This is a genomic window from Bifidobacterium sp. UTBIF-78 (genome assembly GCF_006408945.1).
Classification (GTDB): Bacteria; Actinomycetota; Actinomycetes; order Actinomycetales; family Bifidobacteriaceae; genus Bifidobacterium; species Bifidobacterium myosotis.
Genome location: NZ_JFAO01000003.1, coordinates 13,710 through 34,972 on the forward strand (window position 1 = coordinate 13,710; position 21,263 = coordinate 34,972).

At 63.3% G+C, this 21,263-nt stretch carries 18 protein-coding genes; 16 read left to right on the top strand and 2 right to left on the bottom strand.

Annotation, left to right across the window (positions count from 1 at the left end):
* Positions 1-401: 401 nt before the first annotated feature.
* The 7 genes from rpsD (at position 402) to mltG (ending at position 7,332) form a co-directional block, all read left to right on the top strand.
* On the top strand, positions 402-1,028 hold the full coding sequence (gene rpsD / locus BG22_RS00590) for a 30S ribosomal protein S4 (RefSeq protein WP_094668178.1): 627 nt from the start codon (positions 402-404) through the stop codon (positions 1,026-1,028).
* A gap of 129 nt (positions 1,029-1,157) precedes the next feature.
* The gene (locus BG22_RS00595) at positions 1,158-1,832 is read left to right on the top strand and encodes a histidine phosphatase family protein (RefSeq protein ID WP_094668179.1); all 675 of its coding nucleotides are present in this window, start codon (positions 1,158-1,160) and stop codon (positions 1,830-1,832) included.
* A 264-nt stretch (positions 1,833-2,096) separates the two neighbouring features.
* Entirely contained in the window at positions 2,097-2,507 is a 411-nt protein-coding gene (locus BG22_RS00600) for a DUF948 domain-containing protein (RefSeq protein ID WP_094668180.1), read from the top strand.
* Entirely contained in the window at positions 2,507-2,743 is a 237-nt protein-coding gene (locus BG22_RS00605; RefSeq protein ID WP_094668181.1) for a hypothetical protein, read from the top strand. Before BG22_RS00600 ends, BG22_RS00605 begins: the two co-directional genes overlap by 1 nt.
* 206 nt (positions 2,744-2,949) lie before the next feature.
* Positions 2,950-5,631, top strand: a complete 2,682-nt coding sequence (gene alaS, locus BG22_RS00610; protein ID WP_094668182.1) for an alanine--tRNA ligase — start codon at positions 2,950-2,952, stop codon at positions 5,629-5,631.
* Positions 5,632-5,640: 9 nt separating this feature from the next.
* Positions 5,641-6,126: a Holliday junction resolvase RuvX gene (gene ruvX, locus BG22_RS00615; RefSeq protein ID WP_140492149.1), complete on the top strand. Its 486-nt coding sequence runs from the start codon at positions 5,641-5,643 to the stop codon at positions 6,124-6,126.
* A 12-nt stretch (positions 6,127-6,138) separates the two neighbouring features.
* Positions 6,139-7,332: an endolytic transglycosylase MltG gene (gene mltG, locus BG22_RS00620; protein WP_140492152.1), complete on the top strand. Its 1,194-nt coding sequence runs from the start codon at positions 6,139-6,141 to the stop codon at positions 7,330-7,332.
* A 37-nt stretch (positions 7,333-7,369) separates the two neighbouring features.
* Here the strand turns inward: mltG and BG22_RS00625 are convergent, their stop codons facing one another.
* The gene (locus tag BG22_RS00625; RefSeq protein ID WP_140492155.1) at positions 7,370-7,849 is read right to left on the bottom strand and encodes a peptidase A24; all 480 of its coding nucleotides are present in this window, start codon (positions 7,847-7,849) and stop codon (positions 7,370-7,372) included.
* 49 nt (positions 7,850-7,898) lie between these two features.
* Between BG22_RS00625 and aroC the strand changes: the two genes are divergently transcribed.
* The 3 genes from aroC to aroQ all read left to right on the top strand — a co-directional run bounded on the left by aroC (position 7,899) and on the right by aroQ (position 11,507).
* A complete protein-coding gene (gene aroC, locus BG22_RS00630; protein ID WP_140492158.1) occupies positions 7,899-9,086 on the top strand; it encodes a chorismate synthase in 1,188 nt (395 codons plus the stop codon).
* Positions 9,086-10,732, top strand: a complete 1,647-nt coding sequence (locus tag BG22_RS00635) for a bifunctional shikimate kinase/3-dehydroquinate synthase (protein WP_140492161.1) — start codon at positions 9,086-9,088, stop codon at positions 10,730-10,732. Before aroC ends, BG22_RS00635 begins: the two co-directional genes overlap by 1 nt.
* 316 nt (positions 10,733-11,048) lie before the next feature.
* On the top strand, positions 11,049-11,507 hold the full coding sequence (gene aroQ / locus BG22_RS00640; protein ID WP_094668188.1) for a type II 3-dehydroquinate dehydratase: 459 nt from the start codon (positions 11,049-11,051) through the stop codon (positions 11,505-11,507).
* A gap of 343 nt (positions 11,508-11,850) precedes the next feature.
* Here aroQ and BG22_RS00645 read toward each other — a convergent pair whose 3' ends face one another.
* Complete coding sequence (locus tag BG22_RS00645; RefSeq protein ID WP_140492164.1) at positions 11,851-12,807, bottom strand: hypothetical protein; 957 nt, start codon at positions 12,805-12,807, stop codon at positions 11,851-11,853.
* Positions 12,808-13,064: 257 nt separating this feature from the next.
* On the opposite strand from BG22_RS00645, the gene BG22_RS00650 reads away from it, so the two are divergent.
* The 6 genes from BG22_RS00650 (at position 13,065) to sufC (ending at position 21,136) form a co-directional block, all read left to right on the top strand.
* Positions 13,065-13,262, top strand: coding sequence for a hypothetical protein (locus tag BG22_RS00650; protein ID WP_140492167.1), 198 nt, complete (start codon positions 13,065-13,067; stop codon positions 13,260-13,262).
* A 70-nt stretch (positions 13,263-13,332) separates the two neighbouring features.
* Positions 13,333-15,003 carry a CTP synthase gene (locus BG22_RS00655; protein WP_140492170.1) on the top strand — a complete coding sequence of 557 codons (1,671 nt, stop codon included), beginning with the start codon at positions 13,333-13,335 and terminating at the stop codon, positions 15,001-15,003.
* Positions 15,004-15,542: 539 nt separating this feature from the next.
* Entirely contained in the window at positions 15,543-17,144 is a 1,602-nt protein-coding gene (locus BG22_RS00660) for a L,D-transpeptidase family protein (RefSeq protein ID WP_140492173.1), read from the top strand.
* A gap of 391 nt (positions 17,145-17,535) precedes the next feature.
* Positions 17,536-19,035, top strand: coding sequence for a Fe-S cluster assembly protein SufB (gene sufB, locus BG22_RS00665; protein WP_094668457.1), 1,500 nt, complete (start codon positions 17,536-17,538; stop codon positions 19,033-19,035).
* Between the two features lie 5 nt (positions 19,036-19,040).
* On the top strand, positions 19,041-20,288 hold the full coding sequence (gene sufD, locus BG22_RS00670) for a Fe-S cluster assembly protein SufD (RefSeq protein ID WP_140492176.1): 1,248 nt from the start codon (positions 19,041-19,043) through the stop codon (positions 20,286-20,288).
* Positions 20,289-20,356: 68 nt separating this feature from the next.
* Positions 20,357-21,136 (top strand): Fe-S cluster assembly ATPase SufC, encoded by a 780-nt coding sequence (gene sufC / locus BG22_RS00675; RefSeq protein ID WP_094668459.1) that lies wholly within the window; start codon positions 20,357-20,359, stop codon positions 21,134-21,136.
* Positions 21,137-21,263: the final 127 nt, after the last annotated feature.

A 21,263-nucleotide genomic window follows, 5' to 3' on the forward strand; every position in this document is an offset into this window, starting at 1 on the left:
TGTGACGGCTCGGCTATTGAGAAGCTCTAACGAGCTCCTCAATGGGAGCCTTCGCGGCGGTGCCGCTCACCTCGCCTACGGTCAGTCCGCTGGGCTGTCCGTTTGACGGCTCGGCTATCGAGAAGCTCTAGCGAGCGTTTCGATAGGCGCCTTCGCGGCGGGGCACGGCGCGGGTGGGACCTGCTGTCCATGGTCTGGGTGTAAACTCATGTACTTGGTGTCTGCCGCAAGGTGGATGCCGTCTGGAGCCATAGCCCATCAACGGGTCGGCGGCGGGCGATCACAGCATCGCCGGTCGTTCGTGAGTGATCACGAGGAAGCGTTGGAGAGGCCCGGCTCAGCGTCCGAATCCTTACGGATATCGGTCGTTCCGTTCAGATAACGACAGAAGGAATAATCCAATGACGAACGTTCAGCGTTCTCGCCGTCAGGTGCGTCTTTCCCGCGCCCTCGGCATCGCACTGACCCCCAAGGCTCAGCGCATCTTCGAAAAGCGTCCGTACGCTCCTGGCGAGCACGGCCGCACCCGTCGTCGCACCGAGTCCGATTACGCGGTGCGTCTGCGCGAGAAGCAGCGTCTGCGCGCCCAGTACGGCGTGTCCGAGAAGCAGCTTCGCAGCGCTTACGAAAAGGGCACCCGCGTCGCCGGCCAGACCGGTAACGCCATGCTGATCGACCTCGAGACCCGTCTCGACAACCTGGTCCTGCGTTCCGGCTTCGCCCGTACCACCGCCCAGGCCCGTCAGTTCGTGGTGCACCGTCACATCCTCGTCGATGGCAACATCGTGGACCGCCCGTCCTACCGCGTCAAGCCCGGCCAGACCATTCAGGTGAAGCCGAAGAGCCAGACGATGGTTCCGTTCCAGATCGCCGCCGAGGGCGTGCACCGTGACGTGCTGCCCGCGGTCCCCGGCTACCTCGACGTGAACCTGCCGTCCCTGAAGGCCACCCTGACCCGCAAGCCGGAGGTCGAGCAGATCCCGGTGCAGGTCAACATCCAGTACGTGGTCGAATTCTACGCCCGCTGATCCGGGCCCCTCTGGTCAATAACAATTCCAGGACATACCGCTCGAACCCCGCGCCCCAAAGCGCGGGGTTCCTGCGTTTCGGGCGTCTCGATGCCTCGGATTCGCCATATCGGCGGGTAGCATGGAGACATGATTCTGCACTTGCATCTGGTCCGCCACGGGCAGACCTACTTCAACCGGTACAACCGCCTGCAGGGGTGGTCCAACTCGCCGCTGACCGAATCCGGCCTTGCCGATGCCGCCAAAGCCGGCGACAGGCTCAAGGGACTGACCTTCGCGGCCGCCTACTGCTCCGACACCACGCGCGCCCAGCAGACCGCCGAAACGATTCTCGACATCAACGAGCAGGCCGGCAACGCCCGTCCGACGCTCGTCAGCGACATGCATTTCCGCGAGCAGTTCTACGGATACTTCGAGGGCCTCGACATGGCCATGGCCTGGTACGCCGCCGGTGCGCCCCACGGCGTCAAGTCCTACAACCAGATCGTCGAGCGGTACGGCCTCGCCGCGTCGCGTGACTTCCTCAAGGAAGCCGACCCATTCCACGATGCGGAATCGGATGAGGAATATTGGACTCGCGTGGAGGGGGCCTTCCGGCTCATCGCCTCCAATCCGGCCCTCAACGACGGTGACGACGTGCTGCAGATCTCACATGGCAACACGCTGCTCAGCCTCGCCCACCGCTTCGGCGGCCCTGATCTGGACCTGAGCGAGCGCCCCGCCAACGGCTCGGTCACCGTGCTCGATTTCGACACCGACAAGCCGTTCGACCAGGCGGTCACCATCGTCTCGTACGGCCGCTGAACCGGCTTCGGCCCGGCTGCTGGAACCGGCGTCTGGAATGGCGGCTGGAGCGGCGCCGATGGGACGGCCTTTGAACCGGTCGCCGGCGCGCCTTGCCGGCACGACCTCGACCAACGCCGGCAGCGGCGGTCGGCCCGACGGTCGGAAATGGTCTGCAGACATCTTCACGGCACAGGTTTTCGGGCCGTGCGGATGGACCGACATGAGGAAATAGGGCAGGAGTGCTACCCTTATCCGAGTAAATGTGACCTCAAGGAGGTAAGAATGGGAGTCGGGGAGATCGCTGGCCTGATTGCGGCCATCGCGTTCGCGGTGTTGGCCGGTTTCATGATCTATCCGCTGATCAGGCTGGGCAAGATGTTCGACCAGATCTCGCAGACCGTCAAGGACTCGGGCGAGCATGCCATCCCGGCGCTCGATGAGGGCGTGACCACCGTCAAGCAGGTCAACAAGTCGCTTGAGGACGTCAACCGCATCTCCGCGGCGGCCTCGACCACGGCCAACAACGTGGGCGCGCTCACCGACCTGTACGGCTCCTTCCTGGGCAAGCCCGTCATCAAGGTGGCATCCGCCGTCTACGCGCTCAAGTCCACGGCCCAGTCCTTCGTCGCCGGCCGCGCGAACGGTGCCGCCGAGACGGCATCCGAAGCCGCCGGCACGAAGAAGGAGGCGTGATGTTCAAACGCATCTTCTGGATCGGCGTGGGCGTGGCCATCGGCGTTGTCGCGGTCACCAAGGCGCAGGCCTACGTCAGGGCCAATACGCCCGACAAGGCGCGTCAGTTCCTGCTCGGCCCCGATCAGGACAACGTGCCGTTGAGGACGCTCGCCGGGCTGGTCGACGAGTTCAACGCCACCCGCCGGGCGCGTGAGGCCGAGCTCAACCGCCAGTACATCGAGCGCGCCGACTGACGTCCTTCGACGCCGTTCGATGATTGTCCGATTCCGGCCGGCGCGCGCGTGAGACTCACGCAAACTTCATCGTGAACCTCACATCCCGCGCCCGCCCATGAAAGTGGACGAGCGTCGAACAGCAGGCCCTTTCGGCCACAACCGACTTTTCCCATCAGACAGGGGCGTCTACGCGCCCACAACACCAACAAGGAGTTCATCCGCCCATGCGCACTGCGGACATCGCCAAGCGATATCTCGACTATTTCGCCAAGCATGACCATCTGGTCGTACCCTCGGCATCACTGATTTCCCCGAACCCCACCACGCTGTTCACCATCGCCGGCATGGTGCCGTTCATCCCGTACCTCATGGGCGAGCAGACCCCGCCGAAGCATCGCATGGCATCCAACCAGAAGTGCGTGCGCACGCTGGACATCGACGAGGTGGGCAAGACCACCCGTCACGGCACCTTCTTCCAGATGCTCGGCAACTTCTCCTTTGGCGACTACTTCAAGGAGGAGGCCATCCACTACGCCTGGGAGCTGCTGACCACCCCGCAGAGCGAGGGCGGCTACGGCTTCGACCCGGAAAAGCTGTGGATGACCACCTTCACCGACGACGACGAGGCCCGCTCCCTGTGGGTGAACGAGGGCGTCGACCCCGAGCACATCCAGAAGATGGGCATGGAGGACAACTTCTGGACCACCGGCGGCCCCGGCCCCGGCGGCCCCTGCTCCGAGATCTACGTGGACCGCGGCCCCGAGTTCGGCAAGGAGGGCGGCCCGATCGCCGACGAGAACCGCTACATCGAGATCTGGGACCTCGTGTTCGAGAACTACGAGGTGGACAACGTCAAGTCCAAGACCGACCTGCACATCGTCGGCGAGCTCGAGAACAAGAACATCGATACCGGCGCCGGCCTGGAGCGTCTCGCCTACCTGATGCAGGGCAAGAACAACATCTACGAGACCGACGAGGTCTTCCCGGTCATTGAGGCCGCCGAGCAGCTCTCCGGCCTCAAGTACGGTGAGGATGCGGAGGCCGACGTGCGCTTCCGCGTCGTGGCCGACCATGTGCGCTCCGCCCTGATGATCATGTCCGACGGCGTGCGCCCCTCCAACGTGGGCCGCGGCTACGTGCTGCGCCGCCTGCTGCGCCGCACCGTGCGCTCGATGCGCATGCTCGGCGTGACCGATCCGGTGCTGCCCACCCTCTTCCCGACCTCCAAGGCCGCCATGGAGCCCAGCTACCCTGAGCTCAACGACACCTTCCACGAGGTGAGCGAGTCCGCGTACGGCGAGGAGGACGCCTTCCGCCGCACCCTCGAGACCGGCACCACGATTCTCGACGTGGCCGTCAACAAGGCCAAGGAGGATTCCTCCGAGCCGACCGTGACCGGTGAGGACGCCTTCAAGCTGCACGACACCTACGGCTTCCCGATCGAGCTGACCCTCGAGATGGCCGCCGAGCAGGGCGTCAAGGTGGATGAGGCCAAGTTCCGCGAGCTCATGGCCGAGCAGAAGTCCCGCGCCCGCGCCGACGCCCTGAAGAAGCGTCACAACGTGGACCTGTCCGTCTACGACGACTTCAAGAAGACCCTCGTCAAGCCCATCGACTTCCTCGGCTACACCGACATGTCGGCCCGCGCCAAGGTGATCGGCATCATGCAGGAGGGCAAGGGCTCCGTGCCGGCCGTCACCGGACCGGCCAACATCGAGGTCATCCTCGACCGCACCCCGTTCTACGCGGAGGCCGGCGGCCAGCTCGCCGATCAGGGCGAGATCCTGTCCGACGACGGCGCCGTGCTCGAGGTGGACGACGTGCAGAAGCCGATCAAGGACCTCATCGTGCACCAGTGCCGTCTGACCGAGGGTACGCTGGTCGTGGGCGCCGAGGTCAACGCCAACATCGACCTGGCCCGCCGTGGCGCCATCGCCCGCTCCCACACCGCCACGCACATGGTGCACAAGGCGCTGCGCGAGGAACTCGGCCCGCAGGCCACCCAGCGTGGTTCCGAGGACGCCCCGAACCGTCTGCGCTTCGACTTCCAGTGGTCCAAGGCCCCGGCGAAGTCCGTGATCAGCGCCGTCGAGGAGCGCGTCAACGACAAGCTGCGTGACAACCTCGCCGTCACCACCAAGGAGATGAAGTTCGACGACGCCATCGCCTTGGGCGCCATGCACCTGTTCGGCGAGAAGTACGGCGACATCGTGCGCGTGGTCTCCATCGGCGAGGACGGCTGGAGCCGCGAGCTGTGCGGCGGCACCCACGTGGACCACGTCGGCAAGATCGGCATGGTCAACATCCTCTCCGAGGCTTCCATCGGTCAGGGCGTGCGTCGTGTGGACGCCGTCGTCGGCCAGGGCGCCTACGACTTCAACGCCCGTGAGCATGCGCTGGTCTCCCAGCTGTCCGACAAGCTCAACGCCCGTCCGGACGAGCTGGCCGAGCGCGTCAACACGCTGCTCGCCAAGCTCAAGGAATCCGATCGCCGTCTCGCCGCCATGTACGAGGCCCAGCTGGCCGCCGCCATGCCGGCCCTCGTGGCCGACGCCAAGGCTTCCGACGCCCCGGTCAAGGCCGCCGTCAAGAACGTGGGCCACTTCGGTTCCTTCGACGCCCTGCGCAAGACCGTGCTCGACGTGCGTGGCCAGCTCGGTGAGGACGCCCCCGTCGTGGTGGCCCTCGCCGGCGTGTCCGAAGACGACAAGCCGATGGTCGCCGTGGCCACCAACGAGGCCGCCCGCAAGGCCGGCATCAAGGCCGGCGACCTCGTGCGCGGCGCGTCCAAGATCCTCGGCGGCGGTGGCGGCGGCAAGCCGGACTTCGCCCAGGGTGGCGGCGCCGACGCGACCAAGATCGACGAGGCGCTCGAGGCTCTGAAGCACGAGGCGCTGAAGGCCTGAGAGTCGCCCGTGGTCTGGTTAGGCGTCGATTTGGGTAATGCTCGGGTCGGACTGGCTCTGTCCGACCCGGAGCTTACCTTCGCACACCCCGCCGGGAACATTCACGTTGCCGGCGACTATTTCTTCGCCATCGACGAGGTGCTGAACATCATCGAGGATGAGCAGGTGACCCACGTCGTCGTTGGCCTGCCGCTGAATATGGACGGCACCGAAGGCAAAAGCGCCAAAAAGGCGCGCCGATGGGCGGCCAACCTTGAAAAGCGGTTGATCGCTGAGTTCGGACCGGAGGCGGGGGAGTGGGATTCATCCGAGCCCTCCGAGGGCGCGCTTGCGATTCCGCGGGTATCATTGATAGACGAAAGACTGACAACAGTCAGCGCACATCGTCAGTTGTTCGAGGCGCAGCGCTCCTCGAACAGGCACAGGCCGGTAGTTGACCAGCAGTCGGCAGTGGTGATTTTGCAGACGGCGCTCGACCGTGCAAGGGAACAGTGAGGTACCGGTTTTATGTCCGACGATTTCCACGATTTCTTCGATGAGAACACGCATTGGGTGGAACATGGAACCGCCGCTCCAGCCGGTAATGCCTCCGAACCTCCCCGTCCGCCGAAATCCCGCAAGGAGATGCGCCAGCGTCGTGCCCAACGGCAACGTAAGCGCTTCAGCGGCATCATCATCGCCATCGTCGTCGTCGCGCTGATTGCGGGCGGCGGATACTTCGGCTTCACCAAGCTCATGGCCTGGCGGGACAGCCGCAGCCAATCCACGACGGCCAACGTCGCCGATTATCCCGGCCCCGGTTATGGCGAAGTCGAGTTCACCGTGGACGACGGGCAAAGCGCCGCGGAAGTCGCGCAGAACCTGGTCGAGGCTGACGTCATCAAGTCGGCCGCGGCGTTCACCTCCGTGGTCGGTGCGAACGACATCACCCTGTACCCCGGCACCTTCACCCTGAAGAAGCACATGGCAGCCACAGATGTGGCCGATGTGCTGTCCGATTCCAAGCAGGCGTCGGGCTTCCTCGAGGTCCGTCCCGGTGAGCGGGCCAACGACGTGATCGAGGCGGCGGCCAAGCTCTCGGGCATCGACAAGTCCGAGTTCGACAAGCTGGTGGACGACAAGGGCAAGGGCATCCTGCCCACCGAGGCCGGCGGCAGCTTCGAGGGATGGTTCGAGCCGGGCACCTATAACGTCAAGAGCATGACGAGCGCCAAGGACGTGCTCAAGGCCATGGTCGATAAGCGCATCGCCAAACTCGATGATCTGGGCGTGCCCAGCGGCACGGAGCGCGAGCGTGTCATGATCATCGCCTCCATCGCCGAGGCGGAGGTCAACAAGGCCGATTACTACGCGAAGGTGACCCGCGTGATCGAGAACCGGCTGGAGCAGGGCATGACGCTTGGCATGGACTCCACTGTGGCGTACGGCAACAACGTGAAGCCGGCCCAGGTGACCACGGCCATGACGCAGGACGACTCCAACCCGTACAACACCTACAAGATCTCCGGGTTGCCGCCCACCCCGATCAGCAATCCGGGCGATTCGGCCATCAAGGCCGCTATGGAGCCCGAGGAGGGCGATTGGCTGTACTTCTGCACCGTGAACCTCGACACCGGCGAGACCAAGTTCGCCACCACCGCCGAGGAGCACGACAAGAACGTCGCCGAACTGCGCCAGTGGCAGGCCGACCACCAGGACTGACGCGCCGGCGGACTTCCAAGTCAGCGGCTGCGTCAAGTCACATCAGTGCGGACACGGCAGTTATGACGACCGTCACAATCGCGCCCGTCAGGATCGCCGGGACATACGGCACCTTGCCGGCATAGGCCGTGTCGCGTTGCGGATCGAACCGCGTCCATGCGGCGATCCAGACAATGCCGGCGACGCCCATCGCCACCCACCAGACCACCACGGACCACAGTCCGAGAAGCCCCACGGCCAGTCCCATCGGAATCAGAGCCGTCACATCGCCGAATCCCAACGACTTCGGCACGATGAGCGCCAACGCGAACTGGATGAGGCAGCACAGCACGGTGAACAGCAGCGCCTGCAACAGGGCGAACAGATCATTGGCCATCACCCCATAGCCGAAATCGGTGGCGATCTGGACGAGCGCGCCCACCGCGACCCAGGCCAGCGGCACGCGTCGGTGCCTGACGTCTTCGATGGACAGCGCGAGCCCACATAGCAGACCGGGCAGCGTGAACAGGTATGGCATGGCTTAACATTAACCCCTAGTATTCAACCGATGAAACAAGGGGAAACATATGTTGCGCTGGCAGACGGCAGGGGAGTCGCACGGAGAGGCCTTGGTGGCCATGATCGAGGGGCTCCCGGCCGGGGTCCGCATCAGCACGGATGACATCGTCTCGGCTCTGGCCCGTCGCCGTCTCGGATACGGGCGCGGGGCGCGCATGAAGTTCGAGCAGGACAAGGTGCGCCTGCTCACCGGCGTGCGTCACGGGTACACGCTCGGTTCCCCGGTGGCCATCGAGATCGCGAACACCGAATGGCCCAAGTGGACCGAGGTGATGAGCGCTGACGCACTCGACCATGAACTGCCCGCCGAGGGACGCAACGCGCCGCTGAGCCGTCCGCGTCCGGGCCACGCCGATTTGACCGGTATGCGCAAGTACGGCTTCGATGACGCACGCCCGGTGCTGGAACGTTCCAGCGCGCGCGAAACCGCATCCCGCGTGGCGTTGGGCGCGGTGGCCGCCCAGTTCCTCGAGCAGACGTTCGGCATCCGAACCGTGTCCCATGTGGTGGCGCTGGGCGGTGTGGAGACGAACCCCGACCTGCCGCTGCCCACCCCGGATGACGTCGAGGCGCTGGATGCCTCGCCTGTGCGCACGCTGGATAAGGAAGGCGAGCAGCGCATCATCGAACGCATCGACGAGGCCAAGCGCGCGGCCGACACGCTCGGCGGCGTCGTGGAGGTGCTGGCATACGGCGTGCCCGCCGGCATCGGCACCTACGTGGAGTCCGACCGTCGTCTGGACGCGGCGCTGGCTGGCGCCATCATGGGCATTCAGGCGTTCAAGGGCGTGGAGATTGGCGACGGCTTCCGCGAGGCCGCACGCCCTGGCTCCCAGGCGCACGATGAGATCGTGGTCAACGCCGACGGCCGCATCGACCGTCTGTCCAACCGTGCTGGCGGCATCGAAGGAGGCATGTCCAACGGCGAGGTGATTCGCGTGCGCGGCGCCATGAAGCCGATTCCCTCCATCCCCAAGGCCCTGCGCACCGTGGATGTGCTCACCGGCGAGGCGGCCAAGGCCATCAACCAGCGTTCCGATTCGACCGCCGTGCCGGCCGCCGCTGTAGTGGCGGAGGCCATGGTACGTCTGACGCTCGCCCAGGTTGCGCTCGACAAGTTCGGCGGCGACAGCGTGGCGGAGACGCACCGCAATCTCGAGTCCTACCTCGCCTCCTGGCCGGAGCACATGCGCTGATGAACGCATACAACTCCCGCCGCGCCCGCCGTCCGCATGCCGTCATCATCGGCATGATGGGCGCAGGCAAGACCCGTGTGGGCAAGGAAGTGGCCCACATGATCCATGTGCCGTTCGCCGACGCCGATCTGGAGATCGAGCGCGAGGTCGGCATGAAGATCCCACAGTACTTCGAACGCTACGGCGAGCCGGCGTTCCGCCGTGTCGAAGCCGACCTCATCGCCGACTTCCTCGAGGATTTCGAGGGCGTCTTCTCCCTTGGCGGAGGCGCGCCGATGACCCCCTCGACGCAGGACGCCTTGGCGGATTACATCGCCCGCGGCGGGCGCGTGGTCTACCTTGACGCCGATCCGGCCGAGGCCATGGAACGCGCCAATCGGGGCGGTGGCCGGCCCATGCTCAACGGGGACGCCAACGCGCGTTGGAAGAAGCTGTTCAAAGAGCGCGATCCGGTATTCCGCCGGGTCGCCAACGTCCATGTGCATACCCGCGGGCTCACCCCGCAGGGTGCCGCCAAGAAGGTGATTGATATGGTCGCACAGCGAACGGTGCATGTCACGGGGGCCACCATCGAGCCATATGACGTGGCCATCGGTGAAGGCACGATGGGCCATCTGGTCGAAGTGCTGGGGCCCAAACCGCACAAGATCGCGCTCATCCACACCCAGCCGGTGCAGCGCCATTCGGATCGCGCCCGTGCCCTGCTGCGGCAAGGCGGGTACGAGGTCTCCGAGATCCTCATTCCGGACGCCGAGCCGGGCAAGACCATCAACGTGGCCAACGGCATCTGGGAGCGTCTTGGTGAGGAAGGCTTCACCCGCTCCGACGCCGTGGTGGGCGTGGGCGGCGGCGCTGCCACCGATCTGGCCGGTTTCGTGGCCGCCACTTGGATGCGTGGCGTGCGATACGTGAACTGCCCGACCTCGCTGCTGGCCATGGTGGATGCCTCCACCGGCGGCAAGACCGGCATCAACACGCCGCAAGGCAAGAACCTTGTGGGCTCGTTCTACACGCCGGCCGGCGTACTGGCGGACATGCGCGCATTGGTCACGCTGCCCAACGACATCTTCATCGAGGGCTTGGGTGAAGTGGCCAAGTCCGGCTTCATCCGCGACCCCGAAATCCTCTCGATTCTCGAGTCCCACGCGGATGAGTTGCGTGGCTTCGATGGCTCCTCGTTCCTCGGCACGCCGCTGGAGGACGTGGTGGCCGAGCTCATTGAGCGCACGGTCACCGTCAAGGCGTACCACGTCTCCTCCGACCTCAAGGAGAAGGGGCTGCGCGAGTTCCTCAACTACGGTCACACGCTGGGCCACGCCATCGAGAAGCTTGAGCATTTCCGCTGGCGTCATGGCAATGCGGTAGCTGTGGGCATGGTGTATGCGGCCGAACTCGCCCATATTCTGGGCTACATCGATCAGGATTTGGTCGATTACCACCGTTCCCTGCTGGGTTCGCTTGGATTGCCGACCTCGTGGAACGGCGGCTCGTTCGACGAGGTGCTCGCTCTGATGCACCGCGACAAGAAGGCACGCGGCAACATGCTGCGTTTCGTGGTACTCGACGGTGGCCCGGGCCATATGGTCCATCTGGACAACCCGCAGGCCGATGCCGTCGAGGAGGCGTTCCGCCGCATCCAGCAGTGAGGGAGGCGGCGCTGATGCGGCGATGTCATGGCCGCATCGCGCTTCGCCCTTATCGTTCCGCATCATTCGTTCCGTTTCATCGTTTCATGTCGCTGATTGATGGCATCGGCGTCATTGGGATGCCATCGGGATATGAACGATCATCACGGAACATCAAGCAATTCGTTTCGTTCGTCTCGCCGCGAGAAGGACGATTTTTGGTCTGCTGCCGGCTATGGTCTTGGCCATGGCTGTCAGCAGACCACCACCAGTCGTAATCAGTACTGTCTCCCTCTGCCGAGGGAGATGCCCCGAAAGGGCGGAGGGAGAGAACATCATGTCCACCGAATCCACCAAGGTCATCGTCGTCAACGGCCCGAATCTCGGACGTCTTGGCGTGCGTCAGCCCGATGTCTACGGCCGTCAGGATCTCGAGGAACTGCGTCGCCTGTGCGCGCAGTGGGGCGCTGAACTGGGCCTCGACGTCGAGGTGCGTCAGACCGACGACGAGGCCGAGATGGTGCATTGGATGCATCAGGCCGCCGACGAGAAGACGCCGGTGGTGATGAACCCTGCGGCCTTCACCCACTATTCGTATGCGCTGTCCGATGCGGCCCACATGGTCGGCGACGCGGGCCTGCCGCTGATGGAGGTCCACATCTCCAATCCCTCGGCCCGCGACGAGTTCCGCAAGCGCTCCGTGATCTCCCCGGTCGCCACCGGCACCATCACGGGTCTCGGCTTCTACGGCTACAAACTGGCGCTCGAGGCCATCGCCCACCTTATCAACAACTGATTCGGCATCTCCCGTTGCTGATCGGGTCGTTTCGCGTCGTTGCGGTTATCCATCGGTGAGTTGCGCGTGGCTGCGTGATGTGCAACTGTGTGATGTGCAACTGTGTGATGTGCAACTGTGTGACGTGCGACTGCACGTGTACGCCCCCTCTCATGCGAGGTACTTTTCCCCAAATCCGTCCAATACCTTGGAGAAAAGTACCGCTGAGATTGATTATCCGGTACTTTTCCCCAGAATTGCGATCAATTTTGGGGGAAAGTGCCACTGAGCATCGGTCAATGGTACTTTTCCCCAAAGTAATGCCTTGTTTTGGGGGAAAGTGCCGTTTCACTGGAGACGCCGTTCATCGGAGTCTTGGAACTCCAGCACCAAGAAGTTTGCCGATTAAGCGATTGACATCTATCAAATCTTCGTAGAACACATGAACGATGGTGGTCACGCCGCTTGATTTGAGGTGCGCTTCGCGTTTTCGTTCATATTCCAGCTTGGCTGAGACGCTGGCCCGGTTTGCATTACTTGCATCGGCGTATTTTGCCATACCGTCATATTCGGCCACGATGATGCATCCGTTGGCCAATTTCCAGCAGAAATCAACGCGGTAAGGGTATTGAGCGTTGCCGGGATTTTCGAATTCCACCTGAAGCAGTGGGACAGCGAAATGGTGCTGTTTGATTAGTCCGCGCATCAGTGATTCACCGCCGTTCTCGCTTAATGGATCAGCACATTCAAGAAGCGGCTTGACACGGGACGTGTCTGGTGAGACTTGGATGAGAAGCGACCATATTCGATCGATTGTGGTGTAATTCCGCCGTAGCGCAGAATCGAAGAAAGCCAAGGCGTAAGGAAACTCGAACCGTTCTGCGCAATCGATAAGCGTGCGTTCGGGGGAGGTCACGCGAATGCCGTAGGCGCTCCACGGGCGAATATCGTTCATATAGATTCGTCGAAGTTTCGAGCAGTCGGAGTCTCGACTGGTCAATGTGCTCGCTATGGATACCGTGCCGTCATGAAGCGAATAGGCATGATCCAACCGGTAGGCGCAAGCGGCACTGAGCCCAGCGAAAACCCAAGAGGGATGCTTCTGTGCAAGAGTACGCATAACGTGCATTTCCTGTTCTGAGGGGTTGAGCGTTTTCCAGTATTGAGGGGTGGCATACATCGCCGGATAGGGCGCGATGAGTTCGCGCGCTGTTTCCCGCCTTTTCAATGCGCGACGTTGTGAGCTGGTGCTGCCAAAGGCGCATCGCTGTTCGGATTCGGCTTGCCGCAGCAGTGCGGTCACTTCCTTGTGCTCTTTCATGATGCCGACGCTAAACCGTCGATTATGCAAAGCGCAAGCGGAACGGACAATGTGGATACAGCTTCCCATTTTCGGCGGGTTGTGGATAACTGAACGATGACGATGGTCAATGTGCGGCATCAAAGCCGCGTGGGATTATGACGGCAGCGCATTGGATATCGTGTTGGAAAGAAAATAGGCAAAGCGTCTGGAATGCGGTATCCGCATCGATCTATGACGAATTACCATGAAGCTGCCTTCTGGAATACTTGGAATACATGGAATACAGAGCAGGGGATTCCGATGAAGCAGCACAAGGCAGTGGTGCTGAATTACGCATCAAGGCCGCAAGCATGGCCGAGCGACTGGAGAAGACTGCCAATGAGATGGCGCAGCGGGGCTATGAGTCGGTGATCTTCTCCGTCACCAACTCGGCCAAGGCGATCGCTGTGTTCAGTATCGGCAAGACCGACTGACGCATGCGAGGCGAAGAGTCGACTATCCACGAACACGCCGAGTCACGCGAGGATGATAGAGTGAAATTCCATGGTTAGAAGAACACATGGCAATTCACAAGAGCACGTCACCAAGCATATTTTCGTCACCGGTGGCGTTGTCTCCTCACTTGGCAAGGGCCTGACCGCTTCCTCCCTCGGTCGTTTGCTGCGCAGCCGTGGCATCCGGGTTCTCCAGCAGAAGCTTGATCCGTACATCAATGTGGACCCGGGCACGATGAACCCGTTCCAGCATGGCGAGGTCTACGTGACCGAGGACGGTGCCGAGACCGATCTGGACATCGGCCACTACGAGCGCTTCCTTGATGTGTTCCTGAGCCAGAAGGCCAACGTCACCACCGGCCAGATCTATCAGGAGGTGCTGCGCAAGGAGCGCGCCGGCGAATACCTCGGCCAGTGCGTGCAGGTGATTCCGCACATCACCAACGAGATCAAGTCCCGCATGCGCGCCCAGGCCTCCGACGACGTGGACGTGATCATCACCGAGATCGGCGGCACCGTGGGCGACATCGAGTCCCAGCCGTTCCTCGAGGCGGCCCGCGAGGTGCGTCGTGACCTCGGCTCCGAGAACTGCATGTTCGTGCACGTCTCGCTGGTGCCGTACATCTCCGCCGCGCACGAGCTGAAGACCAAGCCCACCCAGCACTCCGTGATGATGCTGCGCCAGCTGGGCATCTCCCCGGACGCGCTGGTGCTGCGCTCCGACCGTCCGCTCAACCAGGGCATCAAGGACAAGATCAGCCTCATGTGCGATGTGGACGCCGAGGGTGTGGTCAACTGCGTGGACGCCAACAGCATCTACGACGTGCCGAAGATCCTGTTCGACGAGGGCCTCGACGCCTATGTGGTGCGCGAGCTCGGCCTGCCGTTCCACGACGTGGACTGGGACGAGTGGGAGGACCTGCTCGAGCGCGTCCACCACCCGAAGCACGAGGTGAACATCGCCATCGTCGGCAAGTACATCGACCTGCCGGATGCCTACCTGTCCGTGACCGAGGCCATCAAGGCCGGCGGTTTCGCCAACTGGGCCAAGGTCAACGTCAAGTGGGTGGCCGCCGATCGCTGTGAGACGACCGAAGGCGCCGCCGCCGCGCTCGACAACATCGACGGTATCGTGATCCCCGGCGGCTTCGGCATCCGCGGCATCGAAGGCAAGATCGGCGCGCTGAAGTTCGCCCGCGAGAACAAGCTGCCCGCCCTCGGCCTGTGCCTGGGCCTGCAGTCCATGGTCATCGAATACTCGCGCCATGTGCTGGGCATCGAGGACGCCAACTCCTCCGAGTTCGAGCCGGATTGCGCCAACCCGGTCATCGCCACGATGGAGGAGCAGAAGGACATCGTCGCCGGTCACGGCGACATGGGCCACACCATGCGTCTGGGCTCCTACCCGGCCGAGCTCGAGGAGGGCTCGCTGGTGGCCGAACTGTACGGCACCACGCATGTGACCGAGCGTCACCGCCACCGTTATGAGGTCAACGTGGCCTACAAGGACCGTCTGCGTGAGGGCGGTCTGCGCATCTCCGGCCAGAGCCCGGATGGCGAGCTCACCGAGTTCGTCGAACTGCCGCAGGACGTGCATCCGTTCTACGTGGGCACTCAGGCCCACCCGGAGTTCAAGTCGCGCCCGACCAAGCCGCATCCGCTGTTCGCGGGACTTGTCAAGGCCGCGCTCGATCACGAGACCGAACGTCTGGGCAAGTGACGCGCCGGTGCTCGCCGGTTCTCCTGCCTGGTTCTTTGGCGTCGTGATTCCGTCGGCCGGATACGGTTACGCTGACTGACGAATCACTGTGCCATGGCACTGATACGGTAAAGGGGCGGTGTGGTCTCCCGATGGGGAGGCTGCGCCGCCCCTTTGCCGTCATTCGTGGTCCGTGGCATGCCGAATATGGCTTGGTTCCGTGTGCGACGGTAAAAAATTACCGGCCTCCGTCTCTGTTTGATACGATGCGATTAGGACGCATGCTACGGCGGAAAGTAGAGCAATGAGCGAGCGCGATACGACATCACTCAGGCGATGGGCCCGACGAAGGGAACATCGTGGATTGCCGATGCCGGTATGGTCCGGGAAGAGGGCATGCTGGTTGACGCGGCCGAAACCATCCCCTGTGAGCCAGCTCACATTCATCGGGTACTCCTGTGTAACCTGTCATGACAAGCATTCCGCCTACAATGGCGGTGTTTGGACAAAGCCATGTGCCATATATGCGGCTGATGCCGGAGTGGAGAGCGAACACGATCATGACCGATAACAACAACGTCGGGGGTGCGAACACGGCGGGGAGGTCTCCCGCTGACCCTGTGACCAATGAGGCCACGCAAGTTCTGGGGTCTCTTGATGCGGTGGCCGATCCCGCTGCCGAGAACGTGCGCAAGGGCCATGTGTGGCCGTGGGTTGTGTTGGCCGCGTTTGTCGCCATGATCGGCGCTGTGGCGGCCGGCGGATGGTGGTATTTCGAATCCCACGCCCTGCCGGGCACCACCTTGTGGGGCAATTCGATCGCCGGCCAGACCAAGGACCAGATCGCCCGGACAGTGGAGGACAACGTCAGGAACGCGACGGTCCAAGTCACGTACAATGGCAAGTCCGGCGATTTCCGTCTTAGCGACCTTGGACTGGACGCGGACGTTGACAATATCGCCCAGGAGGCGTTCGACGCCAAGCGTGACGACGCATGGTGGCAGCGTTACGCGTTCTGGACCAAGAAGGACGTGACCCCTGAATTGGTCAACGCGGCCGCCGCCACGAGCACCGTCATCGACGAGCAGCTGGGTTGCAATGGCAAGCAGCCGGTGGATGCGCAGATCAAGCTCAATGGCGATGGCAGCGGTTTCGATGTGGTGCCCGGCCAGCAGGGTCAGGGCGCCGATCCCGAGCCGATCGCCACCGCTCTGGCAGATACGGTCAAGGGCTTCGGAGCCACCGAGGCGAAGGCCCAGACCGTGGAGCTCAAGGACATCAACCCCGTCGTCACCGACGAGATCGCCACCAAGGCCAAGGCCACGCTGGACAAGTACGTGGCCAAGCCGGTGACCATCAAGGTCTCCGACCATGACGTCGCCTCCATCGACGCCAAGGCTCTGGCCGCCGCGATGACCATCGACGCGAACGACAACTCCAAGCTCAAGGACAATCAGTGGCGTGACGGATACGTCGTCTTCGACGCCGCCAAGCTGCAGAAGTACTACGACGAGTCCATCAAGTCGAACCTCAAGACGGGCCGTGAGGACCGGGAGACCGTGGTCAACAACAACGGCACGGTGCTGCAGACGATTTCGCAGGGGCATGACGGCGTCACCATCGCCGACGGCGCGGACACCAACATCGGCGCCAGCGTGATTCAGGCCATGGAGAAGGGCCAGAGCTCGGTCACGGTCGAAGGCAAGGTCGACCCGATGAAGGACAAGACCGTCAAGCGCCATGTGGTCGTGGACCTTTCGGACGGCAAGGTGTACGCCTATGAGGACGACCAGCTGGTCAAGGCGATGAACATGTCCGCTGGCGAAGGCACCGTGCGCGGAGTCGGCACCTGCATGGGCGATCTGTGCACGCCGACCGGCGACTTCACTATCTGGCTCAAGTACCCGTCGCAGGATATGAGCGGCAATCTGACGCTTTCGGACGGCTCCCAGTCCCAGTGGGACGTCAAGGACGTCGGCTTCGTGAACTACTTCTCGCGTTCCGGATGCGCCATCCACCGCATCGTCTCGCCGATGACCGACGCGCAGATCGGTGCGATGAACGCCAACACCTCCCACGGCTGCGTGGGCATCGGCTGGGACGTGGCCGAATGGTTCTACAACTGGTGCCTCGACGGCACCAGCGTGCACGTCCAGGCCTGACGACGTCTGGGATGGGTGAGGGTGAGACGCGTAATGCGTGGCCGCATGTGGTGTTGTGCTGTCGATGCTGCGTCTGACTCGGCCGACTAGTCCGATTACTGTGGGACCTGCTGCAAGGTGGGTCCCACTTTTTTGTTCTTTGCTGTTCGGGACGCTCGCTAGGCGACCCTTTGCGGCGCGGTGCCATATGCCGTTCGGCGATGTGGCGCGGCGGTGATTCGGAGTCGCTGCGAATAGCGAAGCGGTTCCGAATCAGCCCTTGCATCCGAACCGTCGGCGGCGTATGCCTGTAATGAAACACACAGCCATTATTCGTTGCGGTTGGTAGTGTTTCCCCATGGGTTCTGTTAGGTTTACCTAGGACTATGAGCGATACAAGATGGAAGGCAGGATGGTGACCGAAAACACAGCGCCAAACGCCGCCGCTGACGTGGAGATGAGCCAGTACGTGGCCGATCGTTCCCGCGTCAACGAGGAGAAGATCAGGCAGGACGACGAGATCATCAGCCAGTTCGGCGACTACAGCTATGGCTGGCATGACTCCGACGCGGCCGGCGAGGCGGCCAAGCGAGGCATCGACGAGAACGTCGTGCGCGCCATCAGCGCGGACAAGGGCGAACCGCAGTGGATGCTCGACATGCGTCTGCGCGGCTTCAAGGCATTCCTCGACAAGCCGATGCCGAACTGGGGCGTCGACCTCTCGGGCTTCAACGCGGAGAACTTCAAGTACTACGTCAAGCCGATCGAGAAGCAGGCCAAGAGCTGGGACGAACTGCCCGACGACATCCGCTCCACCTATGACCGTCTGGGCATCCCGGAGGCCGAGAAGAAGCGTCTGGTCTCCGGCGTGGCCGCCCAGTACGAGTCCGAGGTGATCTACAACTCCATCCGCGAGGACCTGAAGAAGCAGGGCGTGATCTTCGTGGACACGGACACCGCCGTGCGTGAGTACCCCGATCTGGTGAGGAAGTACTTCGGCACCGTGGTGCCGCCCGAGGACAACAAGTTCGGTGCCCTGAACACCGCCGCATGGTCCGGAGGCTCGTTCGTGTACGTGCCTAAGGGCGTGCATGTGGACATCCCGCTGCAGGCCTACTTCCGCATCAACACGCCGGCCATGGGCCAGTTCGAGCGCACCCTGATCATCGCCGACGAAGGCTCCTACGTGCACTACGTCGAAGGCTGCACCGCCCCGATCTGGTCCGAGGACTCGCTGCATGCCGCCATCGTCGAGATCATCGTTGAGAAGCATGCCCGCGTGCGCTACACCACCGTGCAGAACTGGTCGAACAACGTCTACAACCTCGTCACCCAGCGAGCCTATGTGCGCGAAGGCGGCACGATGGAATGGGTGGACGGCAACATCGGCTCCAAGGCCACGATGAAGTACCCGGCCTGCATCCTCGCCGAGCCGTACGCCAAGGCGTCCACCATGTCCCTTGGCTTCGCCGGCAAGGGCCAGTACCAGGACACCGGCGCCAAGATGATTCATCTGGCCCCGCACACCAGCTCCACCATCGTGGCGAAGTCCATCTCGCGTGGCGGCGGCCGTTCCGCCTACCGCGGACTGGTCAAGATCGTCAAGGGCGCCGAGGGCTCGTCCAACTCCACCGTGTGCGACGCATTGCTGGTGGACGACTTCTCCCGCTCCGACACGTACCCGCATGTGGACGTGCGTGAGGATGACGTCTCGATGGCCCACGAGGCCACCGTCTCCAAGGTCTCCGAGGACCAGCTCTTCTACCTGATGAGCCGTGGCCTCAAGGAGGAGGAGGCCATGGGCATGATCGTGCGCGGCTTCGTCGAGCCGATCAGCCGCGAGCTGCCGATGGAATACGCGCTCGAACTCAACAGACTTGTGGAACTGCAGATGGAAGGATCGGTGGGCTGATTCCGATGACTCAGGAACAACAGCAGAACGTCCAGAACGTCAAGGAAATCGCTATCCCGGTCGCGGACCCGAACGATCCGTACGCCATTCCGGCGACCATGCCCTCCTCGGTGGACCACGCCGCCCGCTCGTTCGACGTGGCGGACTTCCCGGCGCCCGACCGCAAGCAGGACGAATGGCGATACACGCCGATCGAGCGCATCAGCGAGTTCTTCGAGGTGTTCAAGCCGTCCGGCGAGACCAAAATCGAAGTGTCGATGATCGGCGGCGGCCCGCTCGTCGAAGGCGTCAAGCTCTACCAGACCGAGCTGGGCGAGGCCCCCTCCGGCACCGTCTCCAAGCCGAACGACCGCGTTTCGGCGGTCGAATGGAACTCCGGCACCACCGCCACCGTCATCGAGCTGAGCGGCGAGATCGCCCAGCCGGTGCTGGTCAAGGTGCACGGCGAAGGCCCGGACCTCGACGCCTTCCATCTGGTGATCGCCGCGGCCGACAAGTGCCATGCGGACGTCGTGGTCGAGCACGAAGGCGACGCCCGTCTGGCCGAAGGCGTGGAGATCACCACCGGCAAGGACTCGCACGTCTCCGCCACGTTCATCCAGGAGTGGGCGAAGACCGCCAAGCATGTGGCCAACCATCGCATCCATGTGGGCGAAGGCGCATCCCTGCGTCACTCCGTGGTGACCCTGAGCGGCGACATCGTACGCATCCGCATGGATCAGGACTTCGGCGGCGAACAGGGCGACCTCAACATGCTCGGCATCTACTTCGTGGACCCCGGCGAGCACATCGAACACCGCACGATGGTGGTGCACAACCACCCCGACTGCAAGTCCCGCGTGGTCTACAAGGGCGCGCTCGACGGCAAGGGAGCGCACTCCACCTGGGTGGGCAACGCACTCATCCAGCCCACCGCCCCCGGCACCGACTCCTATGAGCTCAACCGCAACCTGGTGCTCACGCCGGGTGCCATCGCCGATTCCGAGCCGAATCTGGAGATCGAGAACGGCAACATCATCGGAGCCGGCCACGCCTCCTCGGTGGGCCGTTTCGACGATGAGGAGCTGTTCTACCTCGAATCCCGCGGCATCCCCGAAACCGACGCCCGCAAGCTCGTGGTGCGCGGCTTCTTCGGCGAACTCGTCGAGGAGATCGGCATCCCCGCCATCTCGCAGCACCTCATGGACGTGATCGACCGTCGTCTGGCCCGTGGCGAAAGCGCCGCCATGACGCAGGTCCTCGAAGACAAGTAAGCCGACGGTCAGGCATAACAGGCCAAGGCCAGCGGCAGCCAAGCACAAGACATTTTAGGAGCACACACATGTCAACACTCGAAATCAAGGATCTCCACGTCCACGTCGAGACCAAGGAAGGCATCAAGCAGATCCTCAAGGGCGCGAGCCTGACCGTCCACTCCGGTGAGACCCACGCCATCATGGGCCCCAACGGCTCCGGCAAGTCCACGCTCGCCTACACGCTCGCCGGCCACCCCAAGTACGTGGTCGACTCCGGCGAGGCCCTGCTCGACGGTCAGGACATCCTCAAGATGACCCCGGACGAGCGCGCCAAGGCCGGCCTGTTCCTGGCCATGCAGTACCCGGTCGAGGTGCCGGGCGTGTCCATGACCAACTTCCTGCGCACCGCCAAGACCGAGATCGACGGCGAGGCGCCGGGCGTGCGCCAGTGGACCAAGGAGCTGTCCGAGGCGATGAAGCGCCTTAAGATGGACCCGAAGTTCGCCACCCGTTCCGTGAACGAGGGCTTCTCCGGCGGTGAGAAGAAGCGCGCCGAGGTGCTGCAGCTCGAACTGCTGAAGCCGAAGTTCGCCATCCTCGACGAGACCGATTCCGGCCTTGACGTGGACGCCCTGCGCATCGTCTCCGAGGGCGTGAACCGCGCCAAGGAGGCCAACCAGTTCGGCATCCTCATGGTCACGCATTACACGCGCATCCTCAAGTACATCAAGCCGGACATCGTGCATGTGTTCGCGGACGGCCACTTCGTCAAGACCGGCGGCCCGGAGCTCGCCGATGAACTCGAGGAGAACGGCTACGACGCCTACCTGCCCGAAGGCGCCGACTCCGAATCCGCGCTGGCCTGAGCCTGTCCGCATCTTCCGTGCCGGTGGAGTGTGGAACGCTTTGGTTCCAGCGTCGGCGCGTGGGTTGGGATATGCCGTTCACGACACGCTCAAGGCCGCTCGGCCAAGCCTACGGTCGTGAACGGCA